Below are 12,507 nucleotides of genomic sequence, written 5' to 3' on the forward strand. Positions count from 1 at the left end.
GGGGCCAAAGGCCGTCGCCGCCGGCCTCAGGTCTCCCCCGGCGGCGAGACGATGATGAACCTGGGCCCCTCCGGCGCCCCCCGCCGCGGCAGTCCCGGCCGCCGCTTCAGCCCGCCGATCCGCCGCAACGCCTTCCGGCGGCGCGACTGCCCCCGCGGCCCGCCCCCGGTCTCCGGCCCGATCAACTCGAACCCGTCGGCCAGGTCGCGATCGTCATAAGCGGTCCACACCGCGCGCGCGAAGTCGGGCCGCTGCCGCATCCAGCGATACAGGGTCGAGAGCGCCGGCATCTCCGCCTCGCGCGCCGCCGAGGCCAGCGAGCCGCCCCAGGCCACGTGCTCGATCACCCGGTCGCGCATCGCCTTCGAATACAGCGTCTCCCGCCACGGCGGCCGCGCCTGCGCGTGTGTGCGCCGCCAGCAGGCCATCGCCTCCCGGATCCCCTTGTCGAACTCGGGCTGCTCGCGCCGCCAGCGCGCGACGATCGACGCGCAGGGCATCCGCGCGTCCCCCGCCAGCGCCTTGGCCATCGACCCCCGGATCCACAACCGCGCATAGATCGCGTCGGCCAGCTCGGGGTCGTACGGCCGATACGCCGCCCGTCCCCCGGCCGCCAGCGCCGCCCGTTGCCCGGCGCGGATCAGCCCCATCTCGTGCGCGAACATCGCGTCCGTCGCCCGCCAGTGGAAATAGGTCGTCCGCCCGGGCATCCCGGGCTTGCCCCACAGGTCGGCCACCTTCTCGCCCGCCTTCACCCGCGCCAGGAAGGCCGCCATCCGCATCGGATCGGGCCCCCGCATCCAGCGCGCCCGCCCCGTCGCCACCGCCTGCGTCAACGCCGCCCGAAACCCCGCGTCCCGCTTCGCCCAGCTCTGCGCCGCCGTCGCCCCCAGCCCCAGCGCCCGCATCACCCCCGTCACCGCCTCCCCCTCCGCCACCCGCGCCAGCACCAGCGGCTTCAGGCGCGCAATCTCAGGGGCAGGTAGGCGGGGCATGAGGGCAGTGTAGCGGGGATTGAGGCAGATTGGAACAAATAAAGAACATTGCCGCGCCGTGACGGTCGCTAGTTGACTCTGAGGGGACGTTGGGAAGGGCCGCTAGTTGGCCCCAAGGCTTGTGTCGGTTCGACTGAGACCGTCCGCCCCGCGATACTGGCCAGACTAACACAATGGGCGGCAATTGGTGCGTCGGCCCGAACGAAGCTGGAAGCCATCGTGGCCTGCAGCATGTGCTTTCGCCGGGTCTGGACCGATCGCGCCGCCCACATTCCCGCCTGCATCACCTCAGTTGGGCGGCGACTGATGCCGGGCCCAAAATTCCTTCGTCCAATCCTTATCGCCCGCTTCGTTCAGGGCGCGAACAAATGCGTCGCGTTTGCCCCGCACATAGGTGTCGCGATCGGGATTCCGACCAGCGTCAATCACCGCTTTCCGGCTCCCGTGCCAGATCGCCTCTAGCCTGTGAAGGACCTCCGGTCCCACGCTGCCCGTGCCGTCTAGCAGGCCTTCGTGAATCGCTTCTTCTACCGTCTCCTTCATCAACTCGATGGCCATCCGCGGCTTTACCCAGCTGGAGAGCCGATAGGCGCGGTCGACACCTACCTCGTCATCGGTTTCGTCTCTGGCAGCGTAGAGAAGCGCATCCGCCGTGATTTTCGCGAGCACGGGCAGATCGCGACGCTCTCGGCTGCGACGTTGCAATTCGGCAAGGGCGTCATCGAGATCAACGATGTCTTCGTCGACTGCGGAATGAGCCAGAACTTCGGCGGCGACAGTCGCGAGGTCTTCTCGATCCTCATACGCCGGGGTCCACAGGATCCGCTCAATGGCTTCACGATTCGCCTTGTCGCGGTCCTCGCGAAAGCGCTGCCACATGGCCAAACCGAGGGAGGCTGCATATCGCAACATCTGCCGCCAATCGGCGTCTGGCGTCCGGCGAAAGTCCTCGGCCTGGGTCCGCATCCGTTCTAGGAGCGAAAAAGCGCGGTAAGTCTCGCCCCGGTCGACCAGCGCGCGTCCTACAGAATAGCCCGCGCGGCTCAGTTCATGTGCGGCGTCGATGAACTCGGGCGCCCCGGGCAACCAGTCAAGACGATCCAACAGCTCCGTTGCGCGGCTGACTAGGCCGGCATCGACCTTGATCGCGGCATATACACCGATGAAGGCGGTCGCGCTCACCCGGACGTCCTTGTTGGCCTGCATGCCTTCGCGCGCAACGACGACCGAGGCATACAAGTCTTCAAGCCATCCTTTGGGGGCGTGCGGCGCGAGATCGTCCAACGCATTGGCGAGCACCGCCATCCAGGTGGCGACCACGGGCGCAGATGCCCCCGGTGGAGGGGCGTTGTATAGTCCGCTGTGGAACGCCTCGCGGGGGAAGTCCTGGGCTAGCCGAGCCCGGAATCCGGCGTAGCCGTAGCGAAGCTGCGCGAAGGTCTCGATCAACGATCCGACGGCCTCGACCAGAACATCCGGCCGCGGATCCAGAGCATGTTGCTTGCCAAGTTGACGTAGCGTGAACCATTCACCGAGAATGTCAGGCTCCAGTGCGGCGAACTGGTCATCGCTCGGCGGGCGGCCCGTGATCGCGTCGGCCAGGTCACGATTGAACCTGTCGGCGTGGAAGGGAAGTTCTGGCGACGGTGTGTGATCGCGCGCCTTCGTCAGAACCAAACCACCGACCATCGTCGCGAGCGCGGCACCCAGCTCGTGTCGAGAGAGGTCGTTGCGATCGCGAGAAATCCGCTCCCAACGCGCCCGCTCCCGCAGGAAGATGTCGTTCAGCAATGCATCTCGGTCGAACTGCCAGATCTTCCGTCCCGCTACGGTTGCCTCCGCGGCAAGCGAAGTGAACAGAGGCGTACCTCTCGGATCGATCCGGTCGAGGCTGGTAAGGATCCTGTCGCGATCCCCTTCGCTATGCCTACCAGCGATCCGCTCAAACAGCGTGAGGCGGTCATCCCTCCCAAGCCCCCCGAGGTCGAGGAACTTTGCGCCATCCAGCCGCGATGCATGCCCCAGGAGCCGTGATAGTTGGCCGGCGTGGAAGCCTTCCCACCAGGGCGAGGCCGGTCCTGTGCGCTCGAGCAACAACACACGGATTGGTGAGGTGAATGGACGTTGAACACCGCCGTCAATGAGCGTGCGGATGACCTCTCCAGCCCATTCGGCCGCGAGGCTCACGTAATCGATGACAATAAGGGTCGGCCGCGTAGGGCGAAAGGCGGAGAATCGCTCAGCCGTCGCCAGCGCCGACCCCGGTGATAGGAAGCCGGCGTGCCAGCCATCGTTGGCAAGCTCGTGGCAAACCTCGAGGGCCAGGCGGCTCTTGCCCATGCCGCCGGCGCCAGTGACGAGGGTCCAGCTCAGCTCGCTCCCCTTGCGCGCCCAGCTCAGCAGCTTCCGCCGCTCCGCCTTGCGGCCCAAGAAAGCGACCCGATCGGCGGCACCGAAGAAGAACAACTTGCCCGCTGGATCGTCACGTGTGCGATCAGTCAGCGGTGGTGAATAACTGGGTGACTCAGGCTGCAGTCGACGCAGCAGGTCTGGCGGGACGAGGACGAGGTTTGCGTTGCGCATAATCCCCTCCAAGTCGGCCCGGCGAAGAACGCGGGAGCCAGCCGAACAGCTCTCCTTGATAACTTTGAACAGTACCGCGGTTCCCGCTCGGCGCGCCTCCATGGGAAGCTGCTGCAACTGGCCTCCACGAGCTATGATTGCCTCGTCGAAGCGCCTTTCAAGCTCGCCTGAATCGGCGGCTCCCAATCGCCAGGAAATGCGGCTCAGCAAGTCTCGTTGAAGTTCGTCCGGCGTCGCCTCGGCGATCCAGGTTTTAAGATCCTTCGGAAGGTTGAGGTTTCGTAGGAGCGCAACGAGTGGGGGCGGCACCTTGCCCGTGGCGGCTCGATTCCACGCCTCCAACCCGGTTTCGCCGGCTGGCAGAGGTGAGGCCTGCTCCCGCGCCGGTGGCGCGGTCGTGAGATAGACTGATCGAACAAGGCGCCCCTTGTTAGCCATCGCCAGCGACCAGTGATTCGCGATCAGCTGGCGGACCGACTTGGCACGAAGCGAGACCGGTCGCCGGGTCCGCTTTACCTGTACTAGCTCGATACTGCCGCGCGCCACCCGCGCGAAATCCTCGGCCACTTCAACTTGAAGGAACTCGTCCGCCGCGAGCGCGAGCCATGCGAGGGCCGTTGCGTAGGCTTGGTGAACGTAGCCACCCAGAGCATCGAGGGCTTGTTGCGCTTTGAGCTCATCAGGTACCAGCAAGAGCTGTTCAGTCTGAACCATGCTATACAGGTAACTCGCGGCAAAGCTGTGGGTCGAGGTGCTACGAGCAGAGCGCGTTGAACGGACGAAGGTCTACTTTTCGTGCCGACCTCAATGTCTGCACCTGGCGCAAAGCCGCCCTCGCCCCACCCCAACGAAAAGGGCGGCCAGGTCGCCCCGGCCGCCCCTCTCGTCTCTGACACCGGACCGTAAGGCTTTAAGCCTCGATCAGGTTCCGTTCGCTGGCCGCGGCCCGCATGTTCTTCTGGAGCTTCTCGAACGCGCGCACCTCGATCTGGCGCACCCGCTCGCGGCTGACGCCGTACTCGGCGGCCAGCTCTTCCAGGGTGGTCGGTTCGTCCTTCAGCCGGCGCTCGGTCAGGATGTGACGCTCGCGCTCGCTGAGGTCGGTCATCGCCGCCTGCAGCAGGGTCATGCGCAAGTTCATTTCCTGGTTGTCGCCGATGACGGTTTCCTGGCTGGGCGTCTGGTCGTCGACCAGCCAGTCCTGCCATTCGCTCTCGCCGTCCGAACGCAGCGGGGCGTTCAGGCTGGCGTCGCCCCCGCTCAGGCGGCGGTTCATCGACACGACCTCTTCGTCCAGCACGCCCAGCTTGGTGGCGATCTGGCTGACCTGGTCGGGGCGCAGGTCGCCCTCCTGCAGGGCGGCGATCTCGGACTTGGCCTTGCGCAGGTTGAAGAACAGCTTCTTCTGCGCCGCGGTGGTGCCCATCTTCACGAGCGACCAGCTGCGCAGGATGTATTCCTGGATCGAGGCGCGGATCCACCACATGGCGTAGGTCGCCAGGCGGAAGCCCTTGTCCGGGTCGAACTTCTTCACCGCCTGCATCAGGCCGACGTTGCCCTCGGAGATCACCTCGCCGATCGGCAGGCCATAGCCGCGGTAGCCCATGGCGATCTTCGCCACGAGGCGCAGGTGGCTGGTGACCATCTGGTGGGCGGCCTCGGTGTCGCTGTGCTCCTGCCAGCGCTTGGCCAGCATGAACTCTTCGTCCTTGGCCAGCATGGGGAACTTGCGGATTTCCGACAGGTACCGGCTGAGCCCGCCTTCCGGCGACATCACGGCAATAGCGTTCGCGGCCATGGTCTATCCCCTCAATCCAAAAGGACTTTCTTCGGGCCGCCACGCGCCTGGTCCGGTTCAACCCTCCGGGCGCGCGTCGACGATCGTCCCCTCTCAACCCTCAGATAGGTACGCGGTTGCGGTGACGCTAGGTCGCTGGGAGGAACGACCCGACGAAAGCCTGACTTCCATAGTCGGGATTTTTACGCTGCTCAGATGGCAGCAACAAGGCGCCGTTCCTCATCAGCCGGATAGGAAAACTGCATGACCGTGCGCTTTTGAGATCGTTCGGATCAGAATGATTGGGTGGCTCGACACCACCAGTTCCTCCCCGCTGGCGGGGGAGGGGGACCACGACGTGGTGGAGGGGGCGCTGAAGCGGCCGCGGCCTAGCGGAAATCCACGTGCAGGTGGTCGTCGTGGCGGGCGGCGGCGCAGCCTGCGAAGCGGATCCGACTGTCGCTGGCATACCCCAGCCGGCGCTTCAGGTGTGGCTCGAGGAAGATCCGGCGCACGCTCCGCTCGGCCAGCAGGGCGTCGATCAGCGCCTGGGTGCGGGCCGCGTCCATCCGCCAGCCTCGCGCCGCCGGCGGATCGGGCGCGCTGGCCGGGCCGCCCGCGCAGACCCGCTCGGTCTCCCGCTGCGGCGGCTCATAGGCGCCGTAGCCGCGCAGCAGGCGCACGTTCGGCGCGGGCGGCGGGCGATCCAGCGCCCGTCCCGCCCGGTCCTCATAGAAGGTGGCCAGGTCGATCTGGCGGCCGTCGCCGTGGCTGCGGTGGGGCGGCATCGGGCGGACGCCACGGGGCCACGAGGCCTCCATGTACCGGACAACCGCGCCGGGCCGCTCGCGCGCCACGCGCTCGGCAGCCCGCAGCAGCGCCTCGCGGGCGGCGGGCGTGACGTAGTGCCTCGCCTTCCGGCAGTAGACCGGATCGGCGGGCCGCAGCGGTCCCGCCTCACCGCACGGCAGCGGGACGAGCCCGCTCGGCGCATCTGCGAGGGCCGGCGCGCTCGCAAGCCACAGCGCCGCCAGAGCGCCGAGAGCGGCGCGTCGAGCCGGGCCATGTCGGGGGGCAGCGGGCTTTTGCACGGTTCGTCTCGCCGGTGATCGGGTGGACGCAGCCCAACACCGGGGCGTGCAGGGCCTGCCGGTAAAGCTGTGCAGTTTCGATGGCCGCTATCCCGACGCCTCGGCGTAGCGCGTTGGCCGACGGCCCGGCGCTCACGTCCATCGGAACAGGCGCGCGCCTGTCCGGTTGGCGTGCGAGTGTGGCCGCCCGATGCCGTACGTCCTGCTCGTCATCCTGCTCTCGCTGCCGTTCTGGGCCCTGGCCCAGGTGGCGCAGGCTGAGCCGCTGCCGGGGCTGCCTCTCAGCGGCCTGATGGCCTTCGTGCCCGCGGTGGCCGCCATCCTGCTGGTTGCGCGGGCGCAGGGCGCCGCCGGGGTCCGCGCATTGCTGGCCCGGTCGTTCGACGTGCGCCGCGTGCAAGGTCGTGGCGCAGCGTGGGCGCTGGTTCCGCTGGCCGTGGTCGTCACCTGGGCGCCGGCCCTGGCGCAGGGTGGGCTCGCGCCGCAGTCGTCGGCCGTCTACTGGGCGCCGTTGGTCATGCTGGCGGCGTTCTTCGTGGCCGCCCTGGGCGAGGAGCTGGGCTGGTCCGCCTACCTTCTCGAGCCGCTGGAAAACCGGCGGGGCGAGCTGGTCGCGGCGCTGCTCATTGGAGCGTTCTGGGCGGCGTGGCATCTGATCCCGTTCCTCCAGGCCGACCGGAGCTGGGAGTGGATCGCCTGGCAGACCCTCAAGACCGTCGCCGCCCGCGTGATCATGGTGCGCCTGTACGTCGCGTCGGGCCGCAGCGTCTTCGCCGTCACCCTGTTCCACGCCCTCGACAACGTCGCCGCCTTCTCGCTGCCGATGTGGGGCGCGACCTACGACCCACGGCTGACGGCGCTGGCGATGACCGTCGTGGCCGCGGCCCTGACGCTGGCGCGGCGGCGCGCCGGCTAAAGCGCCGAGAGCAACTGCTCCAACCGCGCCATGTCGGGGGGCAGCGGGCTTTCGCAACGGATCGTCTCGCCGTTGATCGGGTGGACGAAGCCCAGCACCGCAGCATGGAGGGCCTGCCGCGACAGCTGCGCCGCCTCCAGGGCCGCCTTCACCGGCCCGGCCGGACTGCCCGAGCCATAGACCGGATCGCCCAGGCAGGGCGTGCCCTTGCTGGCCAGGTGCACCCGGATCTGGTGCGTGCGGCCCGTCTCCAGCCGGCACGCCACCCGCGCGGCCAGCGGCCGCTGGACCGGGCCGAACGTGCTGACGACGGTGTAGTGGGTGACCGCGTGGCGGCCGCCGCTCTTCACCATCGCCATCTTCTTGCGGTCGTTCGGCGAGCGCCCGATGGCCCCCTCGATCGTGCCCTTGATCGGCGACGGCGCCCCGCGGGTGAAGGCCACATAGACGCGGTCGATGTCGTGGGCCGCGAACAGCGTCGATAGCCCCTGGTGCGCCGCGTCGGTCTTGGCGACCACGACCACGCCCGAGGTCTCCTTGTCGATCCGGTGCACGATCCCCGGCCGCGCCACCCCGCCGATGCCCGACAGCGTGTCGCCGCAGTGGTGCAGCAGGGCGTTGACCAGGGTGCCGCTTTCGCTCCCCGGCGCGGGGTGCATGGCAATGCCCGCCGGCTTGTCGATGACGATGAGGTGCGCGTCCTCGTACAGCACGACCAGCGGGATGTTCTCCGCTTTCGGCTCGGCGGCGACCGGCGGCGGGATCAACAGCCGATAGTCGCCCGCGACCGCCTTGGTCGAACCGTCCGAGACGGGCGCGCCGCCGCGGCTGACCCGGCCCTCGGCCATCAGCGCCTGGATGCGGGCGCGGCTGAACTCGGGCAGCGCCTCGGCCAGCGCCTTGTCCACCCGCCCCCCGCCCGCGAGCGTCACCACCCGCAGTCCGAGGACCTCGTCGTCGTCGGCTTCAGAGGCCATGCTTGTCGGCGGCGCCTTCCTCATGGCCCGCGATCGAGCCGTCCTTGAACAGATACTCCCGCAACTGCTCGTCCGTCTCCGGGTCGTTGCGCCGGATCCACTCCAGCACCATCGCCGCGTGCTCCAGCTCCTCGCGGGCATTGTGCAGGAGGATCTTCTTCAGCTCCGGATCCTCCGTGTCATCGGCCCGCTGGCGGTACCAGTCGACCGCCTCGAACTCCTCCATCAGGCTGGCGATGGCGTAGTGAAGCTCCAGGGTCTTCTTCGAGAGCTTCTCGCGGGGAACGTGCAGGCCTTCGCTCGACATGGACTGTCGCACTCCTGTGGTATGGATCGGTCATAGGGCGTTCGAAGCGGGGAGCAACGAACATGCGGATCGACCGTCGCAAGGCGCTGGCGCTGCTGGGTCTGGGGGCTGCAACGCCTGCGGCCGCACAAAGCTCCACCGTGAGCTTCAAACATGGCGTCGCCTCGGGCGATCCCCGGCAGGATCGGGTGATCCTCTGGACGCGCATCACGCCCGAAAAGCCCGGCGCCGACATCGCCTACACCTGGAGACTCAATCCCGTAGACCGCCGCGCCGGCGGCGCGAAGCGCGGTTCCGGCGTCACCGGCCCGGCGCGGGACTACACGGTCAAGGTCGACGTCACGGGGCTCGACGCCGGCCGCGCCTACACCTTCACGTTCGAGGCCGCCGGGGTGACGTCGCCGATGGGGCGCACGCGCACCCTGCCCAAGGGCGCGACCCAGGACGTGGTCCTCGCGGTCGCCTCGTGCTCGCTGTTCCCCAACGGCTACTTCAACGCCTACCAGGCCATCGCCGACGCGCCGCGCATCGACGCGGTCCTCCACCTGGGCGACTACATCTACGAGTACGGCGGGCCGGGCACCTACGGCATGGACTCGCCCGTCGCCGCCGAGCGGCCGCACGATCCGCCACGCGAAATCGTCAGCCTCGACGACTATCGCCGCCGGCACGCGCAGTACAAGACCGACCCCGGCCTGCAGGCGGCCCACGCCAAGGCCCCCTGGATCGTCGTCTGGGACGACCACGAGACCGCCAACGACAGCTTTTCGATGGGCGCCCAGAACCACACGCCCGGCGCCGAAGGCGACTGGACGGCCCGCAAGGCCGCGGCGCTCAAGGCCTACTTCGAGTGGATGCCGATCCGCGAGCCGGCGAGCGGCGGCCTGGCCGAGGCGGCTATGCGCAGCTTCGACTTCGGCGACCTGGCCAGCCTGATCATGATCGAGACCCGACTGACCGCCCGCGACCAGCAGGTCACTCTCGACGGCGACGCCCCCGAGGTCGACGGCAAGCGCGATCTGACGAAGCTGAAGGCCAAGCTGGCCGACCCCAAGCGCCGGATGATGGGCGAAAAGCAGGAGGCCTGGGTCGCCGGCGAGCTGGCCCGCTCGGTCAAGGCCGGCCACGCCTGGCAGGTGATCGGCAACGAGGTGGTCATGGCCCACGTCATGTTCCCCAGCCCGAAGAAGGAGCTGACCGCCGAGCAGTACGCGGCGATCTCCGCCTCGGCCCAAGGCCGGGTGCGCCGCTACGAGGCGGCCAATGCGCTGGGCCTGCCGGCCGGCCTCGACATGTGGGACGGCTATCCCGCCGACCGCGAGCGGGTCTACGGCCTGTTCCGCAAGAGCGGCGCGCGCCCGATCGTGCTGACCGGCGACAGCCACGCCTTCTGGGCCAACGAACTGCACGACGCCTCGGGCCAGCGGGTCGCCTGCGAGTTCGGCACGACCGGGATCACCAGCCCCGGCGCGGGCGAGCTGTCGCCCGGCATCAACGCCGGCGACCTGATCGCCAAGGCCAACAAGGACGTGGTTTTCAACGACCAGGTCTCGAAGGGCTACCTGCTGCTCACCCTCACCCGCACCGAGGCGCGCGCCGACATGATCGCCGTCTCGACCATCACCTCGAAGAGCTTCGAGACCAAAATGGTGAAGAGCTTCAAGGCCAGGCCAGAGGGCAAGGGCGTCTCGGCGCTGAGCGAGGTCTAGAAGAACCGCGCCTGCAGCCAGAGGATCGCAGGATAGGCTGCGAGCCATGTCCAGAAGAAGCGGTTGAGCCCGAACAGGCAGGCGTTGGCGAGGTGAAAGGCCGCTGCCACCGCCAGGCCCGCGATCAGCGTCTCGCGGGAGATCAGCGTCAGCGGCATGGCCAGCTCGAAGCCCATCACCGCCCAGGACATCGCCGCCAGCACGCGCGGCCGATCCGCCCACGCGCGCAGGTCTTCGCTCACCGGATAGGCGCTGAACCGGAACACGTCGCCCAGCGCCCGGCCGCTGCGCCAGTCGTGGTTGATCACCTTCACCCAGCCCGAGATGACGTAGCTGAGCACCAGTTGCAGGCCCAGGTAACCGAACGCCAGCTCGCGCCAGGCCGGCTCGGGCAGGACGCGGGCCAGCGTCAGGCACCACAGCGCCAGCAGTCCCATCCGGTCGCTGCCGCCGTTGTAGGGCCCCTGGTAGCGTTGGAGGATGGCCAGCGACAGGACCGCCAGGCCCACCAGCGGCCAGGGCTGCGCCACCCCCAGGATCACCAGCCCGCACAGCCCGATCCGGCCGGCGAACAGCAGCCGGTCGCGCCGTGGTCCGTGCAGATGCTCCAGGCTCTGCTGGACGAGGGCCAGCGCCAGCAGGATTTCGGTCAGGCGGACCGCGCTTTCGAGCGTCACGGGACCAGCTCCGCCAGCCGCCGCGGCTGCGCCTCGAACAGCACCTCGCGCTCGATCGCCTCGCCCTGGCGGCTGACGAACACCAGCCGGAACGCCAGCCAGGGCTCGCCGGGCTCGCGGATCAGGTCGGCGGCGATCCGCCGGAAGATCTCGTCCTCGCTGTGGGGCGTGGGGTGGTCGACCAGCCGCTCGGCGCAGCTGACCAGGAACAGGGTCTCGTTCCAGCGCGGGTTCCAGACCAGCCGGCGCACCATCTCCAAGGGCGAGACGCGCTGCGGCCGAGGCCGGAACTCATGCCAGGCGCGCGCATCGTCCGGCGCAGCAAACCGCGCGATCTCGATCCGCGGCGACGGCGCGATGACGTCGAAGAAGTTCCACGACGGGATCAGCGCCGGCAGCAGCAGGGCGAAGGGCCGCAGGATCACCGCCGCGCGGGCCGCTACCGTCGTTCCAGCGCCAGCCGCACGCCGAACGCCAGGAACAGGCCGCCCGTCACCCGGTCGAGCCAGCGCACCACCGCGGCGCGTTGCAGGACCCCGGCGATGGGCCGCGTCGCCAGGATCAGGGTCGCGGACCAGCAGCTGCCGATGACCACGTGGATCACCGCCAGCAGGAAGATGAAGGGCGCGGCCTGCACGCCCGTCGGCAGGAACTGGGGCAGGAACGAGACGTAGAAGACACCGACCTTGGGGTTCAGCAGGTTGGTCAGGAAGCCTCGCCGCATCCAGGCCACGTCGCCGCCCGTCATCAAGCCCGCTGGAGCCGTCAGCTGGAACGACTCGCGCGGCTTCAGCAGCAGGTTCAGGCCCAGCCAGACCAGATAGGCCGCGCCGACCCACTTGAGGATGTTGAACGCCAGCGTCGAAGCGGCCAGCAGCGCGCCCAGGCCAAGCGCCACCGCCGCGCCCCAGAGCAGGCAGCCGATGTTGATGCCCAGGGCGGCGAACGCGGCGCGCTTCGGCCCCTCGACCGCCGCCGTCCTCAGGATCAGCGCGGTGTCCAGCCCTGGCGTCAGCGTCAGCAGGCCGGCGGCGACCACATAGGCCGACAGCGCCTGGACGACCGTCACGGCCGCTTCACCAGCTTGCCGCCTTCCACCACGCGGTAGAAGCACGAGCGCGCGCCGGTGTGGCAGGCCCCGCCGTCGCCCTGCGGGAACACCTTCAGCCAGACCGCGTCCTGGTCGCAGTCGATGCGCATCTCGTCGATCACCTGCACCTGCCCGCTGGTCGCGCCCTTGTGCCAGAGTTCGCCGCGCGAGCGGCTCCAGTAGTGGGCCTCGCCGGTGGAGAGCGTGAGCTTCAGCGCCTCCTCGTTCATCCACGCCAGCATCAGCACCTCGCCGGTCTCGGCGTGGGTCGCCACCGCGGCGATCAGGCCGTTGGCGTCGAAGCGCGGACTGAGCGAGTTGCCCTGCTCGAGGGCTTCGGCGGAGCGGGCGGTCGGGAAGCTGCTGGTCATCCCTCCATATGACC

12 protein-coding genes are annotated in these 12,507 nt (G+C 68.8%); 2 read left to right on the top strand and 10 right to left on the bottom strand.

What is annotated here, in order from left to right:
- Positions 1-26 precede the first annotated feature (26 nt).
- The 4 genes from ACQ66R_RS09260 to ACQ66R_RS09275 form a co-directional block, all read right to left on the bottom strand.
- On the bottom strand, positions 27-995 hold the full coding sequence (locus ACQ66R_RS09260) for a hypothetical protein (RefSeq protein WP_430421282.1): 969 nt from the start codon (positions 993-995) through the stop codon (positions 27-29).
- A 288-nt stretch (positions 996-1,283) separates the two neighbouring features.
- On the bottom strand, positions 1,284-4,292 hold the full coding sequence (locus tag ACQ66R_RS09265; RefSeq protein WP_430421284.1) for a hypothetical protein: 3,009 nt from the start codon (positions 4,290-4,292) through the stop codon (positions 1,284-1,286).
- A 196-nt stretch (positions 4,293-4,488) separates the two neighbouring features.
- On the bottom strand, positions 4,489-5,376 hold the full coding sequence (gene rpoH, locus ACQ66R_RS09270) for an RNA polymerase sigma factor RpoH (RefSeq protein ID WP_421937259.1): 888 nt from the start codon (positions 5,374-5,376) through the stop codon (positions 4,489-4,491).
- Positions 5,377-5,744: 368 nt separating this feature from the next.
- The gene (locus ACQ66R_RS09275) at positions 5,745-6,446 is read right to left on the bottom strand and encodes a hypothetical protein (RefSeq protein WP_430421286.1); all 702 of its coding nucleotides are present in this window, start codon (positions 6,444-6,446) and stop codon (positions 5,745-5,747) included.
- Positions 6,447-6,636: 190 nt separating this feature from the next.
- Between ACQ66R_RS09275 and ACQ66R_RS09280 the strand changes: the two genes are divergently transcribed.
- The gene (locus ACQ66R_RS09280) at positions 6,637-7,362 is read left to right on the top strand and encodes a CPBP family intramembrane glutamic endopeptidase (RefSeq protein WP_430421288.1); all 726 of its coding nucleotides are present in this window, start codon (positions 6,637-6,639) and stop codon (positions 7,360-7,362) included.
- On the opposite strand, the gene ACQ66R_RS09285 is transcribed toward ACQ66R_RS09280, so the two are convergent.
- Positions 7,359-8,339, bottom strand: coding sequence for an RluA family pseudouridine synthase (locus ACQ66R_RS09285; RefSeq protein WP_430421290.1), 981 nt, complete (start codon positions 8,337-8,339; stop codon positions 7,359-7,361). The two genes, ACQ66R_RS09280 and ACQ66R_RS09285, sit on opposite strands and share 4 nt — an antisense overlap.
- Positions 8,329-8,646 (bottom strand): ferritin family protein, encoded by a 318-nt coding sequence (locus ACQ66R_RS09290; RefSeq protein WP_430421292.1) that lies wholly within the window; start codon positions 8,644-8,646, stop codon positions 8,329-8,331. The genes ACQ66R_RS09285 and ACQ66R_RS09290 overlap by 11 nt, the downstream gene beginning before the upstream one ends.
- Positions 8,647-8,708: 62 nt before the next feature.
- On the opposite strand from ACQ66R_RS09290, the gene ACQ66R_RS09295 reads away from it, so the two are divergent.
- Positions 8,709-10,355: an alkaline phosphatase D family protein gene (locus ACQ66R_RS09295; protein WP_430421294.1), complete on the top strand. Its 1,647-nt coding sequence runs from the start codon at positions 8,709-8,711 to the stop codon at positions 10,353-10,355.
- Here ACQ66R_RS09295 and ACQ66R_RS09300 read toward each other — a convergent pair.
- The 4 genes from ACQ66R_RS09300 to hisI are packed head-to-tail and all read right to left on the bottom strand — an operon-like array spanning position 10,352 to position 12,493.
- Entirely contained in the window at positions 10,352-11,032 is a 681-nt protein-coding gene (locus ACQ66R_RS09300) for an HTTM domain-containing protein (protein ID WP_430421297.1), read from the bottom strand. The genes ACQ66R_RS09295 and ACQ66R_RS09300 overlap by 4 nt on opposite strands.
- Positions 11,029-11,457 carry a hypothetical protein gene (locus ACQ66R_RS09305; RefSeq protein ID WP_430421299.1) on the bottom strand — a complete coding sequence of 143 codons (429 nt, stop codon included), beginning with the start codon at positions 11,455-11,457 and terminating at the stop codon, positions 11,029-11,031. Before ACQ66R_RS09305 ends, ACQ66R_RS09300 begins: the two co-directional genes overlap by 4 nt.
- 14 nt (positions 11,458-11,471) lie before the next feature.
- Complete coding sequence (locus tag ACQ66R_RS09310) at positions 11,472-12,101, bottom strand: LysE family translocator (RefSeq protein WP_430421301.1); 630 nt, start codon at positions 12,099-12,101, stop codon at positions 11,472-11,474.
- Complete coding sequence (hisI, locus tag ACQ66R_RS09315; protein WP_430421303.1) at positions 12,098-12,493, bottom strand: phosphoribosyl-AMP cyclohydrolase; 396 nt, start codon at positions 12,491-12,493, stop codon at positions 12,098-12,100. Before hisI ends, ACQ66R_RS09310 begins: the two co-directional genes overlap by 4 nt.
- Positions 12,494-12,507 lie beyond the last annotated feature (14 nt).

Origin of the sequence: Phenylobacterium sp., from assembly GCF_965284355.1 — a bacterium.
In the GTDB taxonomy this organism is placed as follows: Bacteria; Pseudomonadota; Alphaproteobacteria; order Caulobacterales; family Caulobacteraceae; genus Phenylobacterium.